Origin of the sequence: Arthrobacter sp. Bi26 (assembly GCF_918697925.1) — a bacterium.
GTDB lineage: Bacteria > Actinomycetota > Actinomycetes > Actinomycetales > Micrococcaceae > Arthrobacter.
Window position 1 is genome coordinate 17,163 of the sequence record NZ_CAKKMF010000011.1, and the last position, 15,488, is coordinate 32,650.

General features: G+C 69.4%; 6 protein-coding genes and 1 tRNA gene. 2 read left to right on the top strand and 5 right to left on the bottom strand.

Features of this window, described 5'->3' with window-relative positions:
• Positions 1 to 89: 89 nt before the first annotated feature.
• Entirely contained in the window at positions 90 to 2,270 is a 2,181-nt protein-coding gene (locus tag LQV16_RS04485; protein WP_229992733.1) for a RecQ family ATP-dependent DNA helicase, read from the top strand.
• Here LQV16_RS04485 and LQV16_RS04490 read toward each other — a convergent pair.
• The 4 genes from LQV16_RS04490 to LQV16_RS04505 all read right to left on the bottom strand — a co-directional run bounded on the left by LQV16_RS04490 (position 2,215) and on the right by LQV16_RS04505 (position 8,153).
• Positions 2,215 to 3,699 carry an MFS transporter gene (locus LQV16_RS04490; RefSeq protein WP_229992734.1) on the bottom strand — a complete coding sequence of 495 codons (1,485 nt, stop codon included), beginning with the start codon at positions 3,697 to 3,699 and terminating at the stop codon, positions 2,215 to 2,217. The genes LQV16_RS04485 and LQV16_RS04490 overlap by 56 nt on opposite strands.
• A 22-nt stretch (positions 3,700 to 3,721) precedes the next feature.
• Entirely contained in the window at positions 3,722 to 5,383 is a 1,662-nt protein-coding gene (locus tag LQV16_RS04495) for an NAD(P)/FAD-dependent oxidoreductase (protein WP_229992735.1), read from the bottom strand.
• A 245-nt stretch (positions 5,384 to 5,628) separates the two neighbouring features.
• A tRNA-Ser gene (locus LQV16_RS04500) sits at positions 5,629 to 5,716 on the bottom strand.
• Positions 5,717 to 5,873: 157 nt separating this feature from the next.
• Positions 5,874 to 8,153 (bottom strand): prolyl oligopeptidase family serine peptidase, encoded by a 2,280-nt coding sequence (locus tag LQV16_RS04505; protein ID WP_229992736.1) that lies wholly within the window; start codon positions 8,151 to 8,153, stop codon positions 5,874 to 5,876.
• 84 nt (positions 8,154 to 8,237) lie between these two features.
• Here LQV16_RS04505 and LQV16_RS04510 point away from each other — a divergent pair, with 84 nt between their 5' ends.
• On the top strand, positions 8,238 to 10,445 hold the full coding sequence (locus LQV16_RS04510) for an FAD/NAD(P)-binding protein (protein ID WP_229992737.1): 2,208 nt from the start codon (positions 8,238 to 8,240) through the stop codon (positions 10,443 to 10,445).
• Between the two features lie 277 nt (positions 10,446 to 10,722).
• Here the strand turns inward: LQV16_RS04510 and LQV16_RS04515 are convergent, their stop codons facing one another.
• Positions 10,723 to 15,279, bottom strand: coding sequence for an ExeM/NucH family extracellular endonuclease (locus LQV16_RS04515; RefSeq protein WP_229992738.1), 4,557 nt, complete (start codon positions 15,277 to 15,279; stop codon positions 10,723 to 10,725).
• Positions 15,280 to 15,488 lie beyond the last annotated feature (209 nt).

Genomic DNA, 15,488 nt, shown 5'->3' on the forward strand with positions numbered 1-15,488 from the left:
CTGTGTCCGCACGCTTGTCCACAGGCTGGGATGTGCACATAGCGGGCCCCGGCTTCATGGCTGTCGGAGGGGGCTGGGATACTGAAGCAATGGCCAGTAACCAGAACGCCCTTTCCAGCACCGCCCTCGCCGACACCACGGCCTCGACCCGGGAACAGGCCCAGACTGTGCTGCGGGAGCTCGTGGGCCACCCTGGGGCGGAGTTCCATGACGGCCAGTTCGAGGCCATTGAGGCCCTGGTCGACGGCGGCAGGCGGGCGCTGGTGGTGCAGCGCACCGGCTGGGGGAAGTCGGCCGTGTATTTCGTCGCCTCCCTGCTGCTGCGCCGCCGTGGCGCCGGCCCCACCCTGATCGTCTCCCCGCTCCTGGCGCTCATGCGTGACCAGGTCGCGGCCGCGGCGCGGGCCGGGGTGCGGGCGGTCGCTATCAACTCCGCGAACCAGTTGGAGTGGGACACCGTCCGCGAGCAGCTCGCCGCCGATGAAGTGGACGTCCTGCTGGTCTCGCCAGAGCGCCTCACCAACCCGTCCTTCCGGGAAAACCAGCTCCCCGAGCTCGTGCGCCGGACCGGGCTGCTGGTGGTTGACGAGGCCCACTGCATCTCGGACTGGGGCCACGACTTCCGCCCCGACTACCGGCGCATCGCGGACCTCATCACACAGCTGCCGGACACCGTCCCGGTGCTCGCCACCACCGCCACGGCCAATTCCCGGGTGGTGCATGACATCGAGGAGCAGCTCGGCAAGGACGTGCTCACCATACGGGGCGCCCTGGGCCGGGATTCGCTCCGGCTGGGTGTCCTGACACTGCCCGATTCCCGCGAACGGCTGGGCTGGCTGTTGACCCACCTGCAGGATTTGCAGGGCAGCGGCATCATTTACACGCTCACGGTGTCGGCGGCCGAGGACACTGCCCGCCTCTTGGCCGAAGCGGGGCATGAGGTGCTCGCCTACACCGGCCGCACGGACCCCGCGGACCGGGAACGCGCCGAGCATCTCCTTAAGGACAACCAGGTCAAGGCCCTCGTGGCCACGTCCGCGCTCGGCATGGGCTTCGACAAGCCGGACCTCGGCTTCGTGGTGCACCTTGGCGCGCCGTCCTCGCCGGTGGCGTATTACCAGCAGGTGGGCCGCGCCGGGCGTGGCGCGGCGAACGCCGATGTCCTGCTGCTGCCCGGTTCGGAGGACCGCGACATCTGGCAGTACTTTGCCACCGCGTCTATGCCGTCCGAGGAAAAGGCTGCCGCCGTCCTGACAGCCCTCGCCGAGGCCGGAACGGCAGTGTCCACAGTGGCGCTCGAGGCCCGGGTGGACCTGCGCCGCACCCCGCTGGAGCTGCTGTTGAAGGTCCTGGCCGTGGACGGCGCCGTCGAACGCGTCGGCGGCGGCTGGCGCTCCACGGGACAGCCGTGGAACTACGACGCCGAGCGGTACAGCCGGATCGCCGAGGCCCGGGTGGATGAACAGGACTCGATGGTCATCTACCAGGACACCGCGGGCTGCCGAATGGAATACATCACCTCGGTACTGGACGACGAAACAGCCCGCGCCTGCGGCCGCTGCGACAACTGCGCTGGCCGCTGGTTCCGGGCCGACATCGCCGAGGACGCCACGGAGACCGCAGGGCAGACCCTTCGCCGGGCCGGCGTCGTCCTTGAACCGCGGCTGCAGTGGCCCAGCGGAATGGACCGCCTGGGTGTGCCCGTCAAGGGCAAGATCAAGCCCGATGAAGCGCTCGCCGACGGCCGGGTGCTGGCGCGCCTGACGGACCTCGGCTGGGGCGGGGCCCTGCGCGAGGCCTTCGCCGCCGGTGCACCCGACCGGGCCGTAGACCCCGGCATGCTGCAGGCCTGCGTTCAGGTGCTCCGGGAATGGGGCGCGGGAGATGCCCGGTCCCCGGGCTGGAGCGGGGCCGGCCGGCCGGCCGCGATCATCAGCCTGCCCTCCCGCGGGAAGCCGCTGCTGGTGGACTCCCTGGCCCGCGGGATCTCCGAGATCGGCCGCATCCCGTATCTCGGCCAGCTGCAGCTCAATCACGGCGGACCCACCGGCGGCCGCGGCGGGAACAGTGCCTACCGGCTCGCCGGCGTCTGGGACCGCCTGGTGGTGGGACCGGAGCTGGAGGACGCCCTGGCTGGAATCCGTGGCCAGAGCGTCATGCTGGTGGACGACCTCGTGGACAGCCGCTGGACCCTGACCATCTCCGGGCGGGCCCTCAGGCTCGCCGGCGCCGGCGCCGTTCTGCCGCTGGTGCTGGGCCAGGCCGGCTGACCTCCGCGCCGGCGTGGCGGGGGAGGGCCAGGCTGTCCAGCGTGCTCAGGAGCATCAGGACCGCGATGGCCACGAATGCTGCCCGGTACGGCGCCGCCGGATCGCCGGCGGCAAGACCCCCGGCGACACCGATGGTTCCTGCGGCGTGGCTGCTTGCCTCGAAGACCCGCAGCAGGAGCGCCCCGACAGCGATCCCGGCCGCTGTGGAGAGCTGCACGAGCGTGGCGGAGACGGCATTGGCGGACGGCAGTTGGCCCGGGGCGACGTCGGCGTACTGGACGGAAGCGTAGGCCGAGAACCCGATCGAGCGGAACGCTCCGCTGGCCACCAGCACGGCGACAATCAGCGGCTCCGGCGTGCCGGCCTCGAGCAGTGCGCACAGCGCAAAAGTGGCGGCCGAGGCCAGCGATGCGAACGCCAGAACGGGTTTGAAACCGAAGCGCCGGATCAGGGGCGTCGTAGCGGGCTTAATTCCGATGTTCCCCACGAACACGGCGGACACCATCGCCCCGGCGCGCAGCGGGTCCCAGCCGAAGCCGGCCTGGAACATCAGCGGCAGCAGGAACGGCACGGCGCTGATGGTCAGGCGGTACACAAAGCCTCCCGTCGCTGTTGCGCGGAACGTCCGTGCGCCGAAGACGGACAGATTGAACAGTGGCGTGCTGGTCCGTCGCATCGAGGCCGCGGCTGCGGTCAGAAACAGCAGGCCCACTACGATCCCCGCGGCCGCCAGCAGTCCGGCGTCGCGGCCGCCGATCAGTTCCAGACCAATGAGCAGGGACCCCACCCCGAGCGTGGTGAGGACCAGGCCGAGCCAGTCGAGGCGCCGCGTGCTGTCGCCGCCCACTGCGGGAACCAGGCGCAGCGCGGCCAGGAACGCCGCCAGGCCCAGGGGGAGGTTGACCAGGAAGATCCAGTGCCAGGACAGGTACGTGGTGAGCGCTCCGCCCACGAGCGGGGCAAGGACCGGGGCCAGCAGCCCGGGCCACACCAGGAAGGCGGTGGCCCGCAGCAACTCCTTCTTCGGCGTTCCGCGGAGCACCACCAGCGTGCCCACAGGGACCATCATGGCGCCGCCAGCACCCTGCAGGACACGGCTCATGGTCAGCATTGTCAGGTCCTGGCTGAGCGCGCAGAGCAGCGACGCCGCCGTGAAGATTGCAATGGCGAGACAGAACACCCGGCGGGCACCGAGCCGCTCCGCGAGCCAGCCGCTGAGCGGGATGCCCATCGCCACCGTCATCAGGTAGGCCGTCATGGTGATGTTGACGTCGGCGGCGGGCACGTCGAAATCCGCGGCGATACTGGGTATGGCCGTGGTCAGGACGGTCCCGTCGAGGAATTCCATGAAGAACGTCGCAGCCACTAAGAGCGCCAGCCGCGGGCTCCAGCTGCCCCCGGCCGGGACGCCACGCGACGAGGCTTTCATGCGCGGTTCTCCGAGTTCCGGTTCACCCATTGCGGAGGGGCGGTTCCGATTCCAACACGGCCATGGCGGCGTTGTGGCCGCCGATGGCACTGACGGCGCCGCCGCGGCGGGCGCCGGAACCGCAGAGCAGGATCTGCGGATCGTCCGTCGCCACGCCCCAGCGGCGCGCCGGGGTGTCCAGCGGTTCGCCGTCCTCCACGAACGGCCAGTCGAGGCCGCCGTGGAAGATGTTGCCCTGGGGCATGCCGACGGCGCGTTCAATGTCCAAGGTGGTCTTGGTTTCGATGCAGGGCCTCCCGTCCGGATCTGTCAGGAGCAGATCCTCAATCGGCTCGGCCAGGACGGAGTTCAGGGAGGCCAGGACGGCCGCCTGCAGCTCGGCGCGGCGGTCCTCGTTGTTCTCGGCCGTGACCAGCCGGTGCGGGACGTGCAGGCCAAAGACGGTCAGCGTCTGGGCGCCGGCGGCCTGCAGTTCCGGGGACAGGATGCTGGGGTCGGTCAGCGAATGGCAGTAGATTTCGCACGGCAGCGGCGAGGGCACGGACCCGGCGGCGGCGGTGCGGTAGGCGGCGTCGAGCTGGGACCACGTCTCGTTGATGTGGAACGTCCCGCCGAAGGCGGCCTCCGGGCTGACGGATCCGTCCAGGAGCTCCGGGAGCCGTTTGAGCAGCAGGTTGACCTTGACCTGGGCGCCCTCGCGGCGATGGTTCGGGTTGCCGGCAGCGGCCGCGGCGCCCGCTGAAATGCCAGCGGCAGCGGCGCCGGCAGCGGCGCCCTCGGCAGGCCGGCTGCGCAGCCGGTTCAGGACGGCCGGCGCCACATTGGACAGGACCCACGCGGCGGTTACCGTGTGGTCCTGGCCGCCGTGGCGGTAGTCCACGACGCCGCCGGGCCGGACCGCCGTGACGTCCGCGGAAGTCAGGATGGTCGCGCCGGCGTCGCGGGCGGCCCGCTCCAGCTCGCCGGACACCGCGCCCATGCCGCCGACCGGCACGTCCCAGTCGCCCGTTCCACCGCCTATCAGGTGGTAGAGGAAGCAGATGTTTTGCTGCAGGTCCTCGTCGTCGGCCTGGGCGAACGTCCCGATCAGCGCATCCGTCAGGACCACGCCGCGGACCAGGTCGCTGCCCAAATTCTTGCTGATGGCGTGCCCGATGGGATGTTCGATCATGGCCTCCCATGCCTCGGCGACGCCGGCCCGGGCGGCGAGGGAACGCGCAACGGATCGGGGCAGCAGCGGCGAGGTCATGGTGGGCCAGAGGGCTTCAGTGAGCTGCCGGCAGGCGGCGTAGAACGCGGTGAAGGCGCGGAACTCGCCGTCGGGCGCGCCGACGGCGGCGAAGGACGCCGCAGTGGCGGCCTCGTCCCCGTTGTCCACCAGCAGGGCCCGGCTGCCGTCCGCAGGGTCCGGGGTGTAGGAGGAATAGCGCCGCCGCGCCAGCGTGACGCGCAGGCCGAGGTCATCGATGATCTGCTGGGGCAGGAGGCTGACGAGGTACGAGTAGCGCGAGAGGCGGGCGTCGACGCCGTCGAACGCGTGCGCGGACACCGCGGCGCCGCCGGGGTGCTCCAGCTTTTCCAGGACCAGGACCTCCCGCCCGGCCTTGGCCAGGTACGCGGCCGCGGCCAGGCCGTTGTGGCCGCCGCCGACGATGATGGCGTCAAATTCCTTGTTGCTCGACATGGGCCTATCCTGCCATCCGGATCCGCCGCTGGGCGCGAGGCGTCCGGCCACCGGACGGGAGCGGGTTGCTGCAGACGGTGCCGTCGCAGCGCTGCCCCGGCGTCACGGGTGCAGATCAGGGCGGATGAACGACGCCGATCCGCCCTGATCTGCCCGGGAGCAGGCCCGGCGCGGGCAGGACCAGGCCCCGGGCCGCCATGTGCCGGGTACGCAAAAGGCCCCGGTCCGAGGACCGGGGCCAAACGCGGAGACGGGGGGATTTGAACCCCCGGTGGAGTTGTGCCCCACACTTCATTAGCAGTGAAGCCCATTCGGCCGCTCTGGCACGTCTCCAATTGCTATTAACTAGCCAACCAAGGATACGCAGAAGGTGCCACGCAGTGCAAAACGGCCCGCCGGGGACATCGCGGGGTCACTTCCGGCCAATAATTGGGGCACCGGATGGGCGCGAAGTGGCCCCGCGTGGCTTACCGCTTTCGGGGGTGCGGCATCAGGCCTCCTGGCCGGCCAGGGCCCGCCACAGGAAATGCTGGCTGCGGCTCTGCAGGGCCGCAGCCTGCCGGTTGTCCGAGGCCCCCGCGTGGCCGCCCTCGAGGGCTTCGTGGAACCAGACATTGGGGATGCCCATGGCCTGCATGCGGGCCGCCATCTTCCGGGCCTGGACCGGCCCCACCCGGTCATCGGAGGTCGCCGTCCAGATAAACGTCTCCGGGTAGTCCACGCCGTCCTTGAGCTGGTGGTACGGGGAGAACGTCTTCAGGAACTCCCACTGCTCCGGCACGTCAGGGTCGCCGTATTCGCCAATCCAGGAATAGCCCGCGGAAAGTTTGGTGTACCGGCGCATGTCCAGGAGCGGAACCCCGCAGGACACGGCACCGAACAGCTCCGGGTACTGCGTGAGCATGTTGCCCACCAGCAGCCCGCCGTTGGAGCCGCCCACGCAGCCGAGCCGCTCCCGGGAAGTGACACCGCGGGAGATCAGGTCCTTCGCCACGGCAGCGAAGTCTTCATAGGCGCGGTGGCGGTTGCCCTGCAACGCCGCGCGGTGCCAGGCCGGCCCGTACTCGCCGCCGCCGCGGATGTTCGCCACCACGTAGACACCGCCGCGGCGGTGCGTGGCCCCACCCTCGGCCCCGCCGGACTCCGCGGTACGCCGCTCCAGCCATGCCCGGCCGATCGCTCCGCTGTACGCCGGAGTCCGCGAAATCTCGAAGCCGCCATAGCCGGATAGCTGGGTGGGGTTCTGGCCGTCCAGCACCAGGTCCTTGGCGGCCACCTGGAAGTAAGGGATCTTGGTGCCGTCGCTGGAGACCGCGAAGTGCTGCTGGACTTCATAGTCGGCCTCGTTGAAGAACGACGGCGAGGTCCGGATCACCTCGTGCGTGCTGGTCACGGAGCTATTGCCCCGTGCGAGCGTCCCTCGGGTCAGGGTGGTGGGCGTCGTGAAACCGGTGGCCACGAGCCAGAAGTCGTTCCCTGCGCCCGGCGCCTCGCCCTCGGCCACCGAGGCGGTGCCGCCGGTGCCGTCGTCGTCCGAGCCTTCGGCGTCGTCTTCGTCATCCACCGCGAAGGCGTTGACGTCGTGCAGGGGCGGGCAGGCATCCAGCACGGTGGCCTCCCACGCGGCGTCCGTCCCCGGGCGTCGCGGATCCAGGACGTGGATTTCCGAGGACACGTCCCGGAGCAGGTTCAGCAGCAGGAAGTCCCGCGTCCAGCTCCAGGACTGCAGGGAGGTGTGCGGATCGGGCGTGAAGAGCACGGCGAGCTCCCGGGAGCCGGCGAGGAAGTCCTCGAACCCGGCCGCGAGCAGGGAACCCGCCGGGTGGGTGGTGCCGTTGACGGTCCAGTCACGCTGCGGGCGGAACAGCAGCCATTCGCGGTGCGAGCTCAGGTTCACGTCTGCGGGCACGTCGATCTGCACCCACTGACCATCGCGCAGCACGGAGGTGTTCTTCTCGAAGAAACTGATCCAGTCGACGGCAAACGTGCGTTCGAAGCCCGGAGTGGAGTCGTGGGCCACGATCGCTATCATGTGGTCCTCGGGAATGTCGAAAATCTGCTCGGCCTCCGCCAGGGAGTCGCCGCGGCGCAGCTTCACCCCGGTCCGGGCATAGGACGAGGTGGTCCGCGGCAGGTCCTGGGCGGTAGTGGCGACCAGCAAGGTGTCCCCGTCCAGCCAGGAGGCATTGCCCTTGCCGGTCGGGAGGTCGAAGCCGCCGTCGGCCGGGTCCACGAAGCCGCGGGCCTCGACGTCGAACTCACGGTGGCGGTTCGCGTCCCCGCCGTCGGGGGAGAAGGCCAGCAGGGCCCGCCGGTGGGGCTCACCCGGGGCCGGGCGGAGGAAATTGGCGCCGTGGAAGACCCAGTCCTGGCCCTCGGCGGCGGCGAGGGCGTCGACATCCAGCAGGACATCCCACGCGGGAGTCCCGGCCCGGTAGCTGTCCCAGCTGGTTCGCCGCCACAGGCCCTTGGGGTTGTCCCGGTCCTTCCAGAAGTTGTAGTACCACTCGCCGTGCTTGCCCACCATGGGGATCCGGTCGGTGGAGTCGAGGACCTCCAGGATCTTGCCTTCCAGGTCGTCGTAGTCGGCGTCCTCGAGGAGTTCCTCGGTGCGGGCGTTCTGTTCACGGACCCACGCCAGCTGCTCCTGGCCGTAGATGTCCTCCAGCCAGATGTTCTCGTCGACGGGTTCGGGGGACGTCCCTGCAACCGGGAGGGCGCCGCTGGCTTGGCCGGACGCGGACGGGTGGTCAGCTTCTGTGGTGGTCATTTTTCCATCCAAGAACATCGGTGCGGCAGTGGCAAGTCACGCGGGCGTCCAACCGGCGCCCGGGTTGCCGATACGCTGGATGCCGTGGGCATATCGCGAAGAATCCGGACGGCAGTGATTGGCGCCGGTCCCCGGGGCACGAGCGTGCTGGAACGGCTCCTCGCCAACTGGGCCTCCGCCGGCTCCGCGGGAACCCTGCACATCGACGTGATCGACCCTTACCCGGCGGGGCCCGGGCATGTCTGGCAGCCCGGACAGTCGCGGCTGTACCTGATGAACACGCAATCCTTCTATCCCACGGTGGTCCCTGAGGACCCGGAGCTCGCGCCTCCACTGGCCGGGCGCACGTTCGACCAGTGGCGGGAACTCCAGCAGGGCCACCCGCATCCAGCACTTACTGACGAGGAACGCACCGAGGTGTCCGGGCTCGGCGAGGCGGACTTCCCCAGCCGGGCCTTGTACGGCCGTTATCTGCGGTCCACCCTCGAGGAACTGCTCACCGTCCTGCCCGCCGGCGTCAGCGTGGACTTCCACCCGGCGACGGCAACGTCCGTCCGCCACGCCGCCGCCGAACCGGTCGATCCGGCGGCCCCGGAAGCCCCGGAGGGACCGTCGGTGCGGTTCGACGTCGTGCTCGACGGCGGCACGGTGCTTACCGTCGACTCTGTGGTGCTGGCCATGGGCCATCTCGACGCGCGGCTGAACGCCGAACAGCGGGAGCTGCTCTCCGCGGCGGAGGAACTCGGACTCCTGTACGTCCCGCCGGCGGCGCCCGCCGACGTCGACTGGGCCGTGGTGCCGGCCGGAAAACCTGTCCTGGTGCGCGGCATGGGCCTGAACTTCTTCGACGTGATGGGACAGCTGACCGAAGGTCGCGGCGGCCGGTTCGTTGCCGGGGAGAGCAACGGTGAACTGGCGTATCTGCCCTCCGGCCGCGAACCGCTCATCATCGCCGCCTCGCGCCGCGGGACCCCCTACCGGGCGAAGGCGACACTCACCGGCTACTACCCGGACGCGGTCCAGCTGCGGTACTGCACCGAGCACGCGATCGCGAAGTTCGCCGACTCCGGAATCCGGCCCTCATTCGACTTCGACCTCTGGCCGCTCCTGCACCGGGACGCGATCTGGGCCTACTACTCGACGCTCGCGCGCTCGCAGCCCGATGCCATCCTGACCGGCCCCGGGGAGTTCCTGCGCGCCCTGGACGAATCCCTGCGGCCGCATGCGCATTCGACCGCGAAGTGGGAGCACGCCACGGAATCGGTGATTGCCGTCCATGTCCGGGCAACCCACCGCCTGAACCTGCTCGGTCTCGCGGCGCCCCTGGCCGGGCGCTCGTTTGACTCCCGGGCTGAACTGGACGCCGCCGTCGTCGACTACCTGCTCGACGACGCCCGACGCTCTGCGCTCGGCGAGGACGACCCCGTGAAGATGGCGATCGGCGCGCTGCACCACGGCCGGGCGGTGCTCAAGACCGCTGTGGCCGACAGCGGCATCACGGACGAATCCTGGGTCGCCGGCCTCCGCGGCTGGTTCGAATCCTTCGTGGAAGGCCTGGCGAGCGGACCGCCGGCGCTGCGCGCTGCGCAGCTCGCGGCACTGGCGCGGGCAGGAGTCGTACGCTTCGTGGGCCCGGACCCCAAATTCGGCGTGGACCGCCGGGCCCGGACGTTCACTGCGGCATCGCCCTGGGTGGGCGGCGGAACCGATGAAGGCCTTGGCGATGAATCGGAGGATGTCGGCACGTTTGGTGCCGGACTGGACCGTGTCGGCGTGGGCGCTGGCTCGGTTGGCCCGGTTGGCGTGGGCGCTGGCTCGGTTGGCCCGGTTGGCGTGGGCGCTGTTGGCGCTGGCAGCGCTGGCGTGCCGAGCGCCGCTGTGCGGAGCGCGGGCACGGTGAGGGCGCGGGCCGGGAACGCCGTGGCGGGCGCGGTGTCTGCGACGGCGATGATCGAGGCGCTGGCACCGGCGAACCGGGTGGCCGTCAATTCCTCGCCTCTGCTGGAACAGCTGCTCGCCGAGGGGTTGGTGCGGCCGCGCCTCATGATGACCGTGGAGGGGACCCCGGTGGAGACCTCCGGGATGGACGTCGTCCCGCATCCGTATCGGCCGCTGGGTGCCAACGGGTCCATGACACCGGGACTCTACGTGCTGGGGCTTCAGCTCTCCGCCACGCAATGGGGCACGGCCATCGCCGCTGAGGCCCGGCCGAAGTCGGGCCCGGTCTACCGCAGCGGCCAACGCACACTGCGCGACGCCGACGAGATCGCCCGCGACATCCTGGCCCCCTAGCCCGTCCTCGCCCGCCCTCAATAATGGGCATGCCCTCTGGCGCGCCCGCTTCCGAAAATTGGGCATGCCCTCCAGTGGGGCCGGGCAGTGGACTCTTGGTGCTTGTGTCCAGTGCTGCGGGCCAGGGATGGGCATGCCCATTGATTCGCAGGCCTCTCAAGAATGGACATGCCCTCCCCTGGGGCCGGGCAATGGACTCTTGGTGCTTGTGTCCAGTGCTGCGGGCCAGGGGAGGGCATGTGCCGTGGTGTGGGACCAGGAAGCCCGGGCTAAGGCATCAGCCCTTGAGGCACTTTTGGTAGGCGGCCATGGCTGTCCCGTAGTTCACCTGGCCCACCACGTCCGCGGGCCCCGTCGGCTTGACCGGAGGAATGCACTTCGGCGGCACGGGGACGCTGGCTGCGACCTTCACGTCCACCTTCACCACGGTGCCGGATTCGACGGCGGTGAGCACCAGGGTGCCCGCGCCGGCGGCGGCGCCGGTCGGAACCTGCACGTCCACTGTGGCGGCGCCGGCGGTTACCGGTGCCGTGCCAAGGGGTGTCACGGTGCCGGCAGCATCCGTGAACTCGGCGCGCAGCGAGGCATTCACCGGGCTGCCCAGCGAGGTCAGGTCCAGCTTCGAAACCGCCAGGGTGATGGCCTCCCCGCCCTTGACCTCGGCCGCCGTCGTGTTCACCACGGCCACGGAGCGGCGGGCGAAGTCGGGCGAGACCGGGTTGTGGGTCTGCAGGTACGTGATCCACGCATCGCGGTCCACGAGCCCGGAGTCCTTGGCGCCTGCGCCTTCCTTGAAGATACGGAAGTTGTCGCCACCGGTGGCCAGGAAGTTGAACGTCCCGATCCGGTAGGACTTCGCCGGGTCAATCACTGCACCGTTGACCCGGATCGAGGTGATCCGGTCACCGGCGGCGCGGGCGGCGTCGTAGGTGTAGTTCACGTTCTTGGACAGGCCCAGCTGCTGGTACGCTCGGCTGGGGACCGTGCCGTCCGTGTTGGTCTGCCACTGCTGCTCAAGCAGGGTCTTGAACTGCGCACCGGTAAGGGACGTGGTCCAAAGATTGTTCACGAACGGCAGCACGGCGTTGGCCTCGGCGTACGTGATGGTGCCGTCGGGCGCGTAGTACAGCTCATTGCGCAGGCCGCCCGGGTTGACGACGCCGATTTCGGCGGCGCCGAGTTCTGGCGTCTTCAGCGCATCCACGAGGGAGTCCGCCACCAGGTTGCCGAGCGTTGACTCGCTGGCCCGGTCATCGCGCACGGCGGGGGAACCGGCGAACGCCGTCGTGATATCCGCGGTGACCTTGCCGACCGGCTGGTTGCCGATCACGGCGGCGTCGGCCAGGGCCTTGTCCACGATAGTCTTGACGGCCGCGACCCGCGGGTACTGCGCCACAAGGTCGGCTGCCGGTTGCGCGGCGCTGGTGGTGCGCTGGACGTTGCCGGCCTTGTACCCGGTCACCGACATGGTCTTGGTGTCGATCGTCAGCTGGATCTGGCCGATGAACTCGCCGTAGTTTCCGGTCTGGACGATCGGGCGGGTCTTGCCGGTGGGCTGGCCCGCCGGATCCAGGACGGGCGCGTCCCAGGAGTACTGCTTGTGGGTGTGGCCGTTGAAGATGGCGGCAACATCCGGGGTGACCTTCTGGACCATCTTGGCGAAGGGGCCGCCCGCGGCGACTTCCTGCTCCAAAGTGGCGCCGTCGGGCGCGCCTGATCCGGCGCCGTCATGGTTCTCCACAATGATGATGTCGGCGAGTTTGTCCGCCTTGATCTTCGCCGCGACCCGGTTGATGGCGTCCACGGGGTCGCCGAACTCAAGGTCCGCGATGCCCGACGGCGTGACCAGGGAGGGCACTTCCTGCGTGACGGTGCCGATCACGGCGACCTTGACGCCGTTCATGTCCAGGACCGTGTACTCCGGCAGGACCGGGGTGGTGGTGCCCTTCGCATAGACGTTGGCGCCCAGGTACGGGAACTTGGCGTTGGTCCCGCCGGCGGTGACGCGGTCGCGCAGGTCCGCCCAGCCGCCGTCGAACTCGTGGTTGCCCACCGCGGAGGTGCGCAGGTCCAGGGCGTTCAGCACATCGATGGTCGGCTGGTCCTTGGCCACCGCCGAGGCGAACAGGGAGGCGCCGATGTTGTCGCCGGCCGATATGAACGCCGTGGCGCCCGGGGCAGCCGCTGCACGCAGCTTCTCGATGGTCCCCGCGAAGAACACGGTGTTGGAATCGATCCGGCCGTGGAAGTCGTTGATGCCCAGGAAGTTCAGGTCAACGCTGGCCGGGGTGACGGGCAAGTCCAGCCCCACCACCACCGGATCGTGGTCGCTGGCGCGGAACTGGTCCGGAGCGTAGTAGTCCGTGACGTTGTTGTTGTAGCGGCTGTACTCCAGCGCCACGGACTCCACCGAGTTGATGTTCCAGATGTCCGCGCCGGTGACGGCGGCGTTGGCCGCCGGCGAGGCGAGGATGTGGTCCAGCGAGCCCACGAGGCCGCCAAAGAGGTAGGAATGCTTGGCGGAACCGTCGGCGTTCTTCGCCTTCTCATCCTGGTTGACGTACCCGGCGCCCGTGAGGACGTTGATCGGGTCCTCCTTGGCGTAGGAGTTGAAGTCGCCGATCAGGAAGACCTTGTCGGTGCCCTTGGACTTCTGCAGTTCGTCGGAGAACGCCAGCAGGGACTTGGCCTGGGCGGTGCGGGCGAGGTTTGAGGCGCCCTGGCCCTTGTCGGTGTCATCCGGAGTGGCGGCGGAACCCTTGGACTTGAAGTGGTTGGCGATCGCGATGAACTTCTTGTCATCGGCGGCGCCCACGGGCTTGAAGACCTGGGCCATCGGCTTGCGGGCGCTGGCGAAAGCGACGGTGTCGTTGTAGATGATGGACTCGCCGATTGGTTCGGCAACAGCCTTCTTGTAGATGAACGCGGTGCGGATCATGTCCTCGTCGGCCAGCGGGGGTGCGTTGGCGGGCGTGCGGACGTAGTCCCAGATCCCCGGTGTGGCGATGTTCAGCGCATCCACCAGCTTGGCGAGCGCGTCGTCCCGGGTCTTGCCGAACTGGGCCGAGTTTTCGACCTCCATCAGGGTGACGACGTCGGCCCCGGACTTGGAGATGGCGGCGACAATCTTGTCCTGCTGCCGTTTCAGGTTCTCCGCGTTCGCGGCGCCGCGAACGTCGCAGCCGCCCTTGACGGTGATGGGGTTGCCGTCCCGGTCCGGGTAGAAGGTGCAGCCCGCCACCTGGTCGCCGGTGGTGGGGAAGTAGTTGAGCACATTGAAGGAGGCGAGCTTCAGGTTGCCGCCCACAGCGGCCGGGGTGTCCGCGCGGGTGGCGCCGAAACTTGCCGGCTGCACGGTGTCCGCGTTGGCGGCCGTCAACTGGGTCAGGGGCTGGAACTTCCAGGCGCTGTTCGCGTAGCTGAGCACCACGTTGGTCTTGAACGTCACCGGTGCGCCGACCCGGACGTGATCGGCCGTGGTCAGGTACGGGAGCTCCTGGGCCTTGGTGGCGGCGTCCTTGAGGAAGTTCGTGGTGGCGCCGTCGTCGAGCTTGATGCCGCGGGCGGCGTTCGCCGCGACCGTGGCGGTGTATTCGGCGGAGCCGAAGGGCGCGACGGCGGTGGGCTGTTCCAGCGCGGTGGTGCCGCCGGCCAGGCCGATCTCGCCGTACTGGTTCAGCGAGAAGTTGTCCGCCACGGTGACCGGACCCTGCGGGGTCAGCAGCATGCCTTCGAGTGCCTCACGGAAGGCCTCGTCGGCGGGGAGGGCGAAGCCGGTGGCCTTGACCTCGGGGGCGGCCTCGGTGAGCTTCTTCAGATCGGCCGCCGCGGCGACGTTCAGCTGGGTCATGCCGAAGAATTCGCTGACTGCGCCGGTGAGTTCGACGTAGTCGCCGATCCTGACGGCGTCGACTGTGGACGGCGAGTAGACGAACACGGCGTCCGACGCCGCGTGGTTGGCCGGGGTGAGATCGCCGCCCGTGCCGGGGGTCTGGACGTAGTAGCCGGCGAAGCCGCCGGTGGGGAACGTGGCGGTGACCCTGCCGCGCGTGGTGACCGCTGATCCTGCCAGCGGGCTTGCGGCACCGTTGCCCTGGATTTCGGCGATGGTCTTGGCGGCCGGGGAAGTGCCTGGGCCCGGGTCCACGGGCGGATCCACGGGCCCTGCGGCGCCGTTGGCGGCCTTCGGCGTGATGGCTGCGTTGAGCGTGGCGTCAGCGAAGTTGTTACTGGTGTCCGCGCCGTTGCTGCGGTTCAGGCTCTTGATGTCGGTGTTGCCCGACGGCGCAGCGGCCGCCTGGGTCTCAAACGTGTTGGAGGTGCCGTAGCCGAGCAGGTCGGCGACGTTGGCCGGTTCAATGACCGAGCCCGTCGGCAACGGGTTGAGCGCGCCGGCCTGCCTGGCCAGCACGATCGTGCCGCCGCCCCCGGCGGGGTTGAAGCCGGTGGCGGTGGCATCCGGGGCCGGCAGGTCCGCGCCGGCGGTGCCGTTGCTGCCGCCCTTGAGCAGGTAGTAGCCCTTGGCGGGGATACTCCCGGTCAGGGCGGCCACCGAGCTCGGTGCCCCGGTCCCCGTGGCGGAGCGGTACTGGACGGACCAGCCTTCCAGCGAGACCGGCTGGTCGGAGCCGTTGTAGAGCTCGACGAACTTGTTTTTGAAGGCCGCGCCGGAGCTGCCGCCGCTGAGGTATGCCTCGTTGATAACCACCGGTGAGGTTCCGGTTGCTGCGGGGGAGGCCTCCACGGCGTTGGCCGGCACGGCCGCCAGCGGAGCCGCTATGAGCGCCGCCGACAAGGCTGTGCCAAGCACTGTTTTCCAGGGTGTTTGTTTCATCCGCTCTAACTCTCATTAGGGTGCCCCGGGTAAAGGGCAGGGTGCAGTGCGTCCGCAGGGTGCAGCGGACAGTGGCCGGCCTGAACTCCTGGTCAAGTCGTGCCGGGCCCATCCAAACAGGGGTGAATGAACAACGTATGGATTAAACGTGCATTCGGCGGGACGTCCCCCAGCGAGACGTGCCGCAGCCTTCCCGGAGCGGCTCGAAA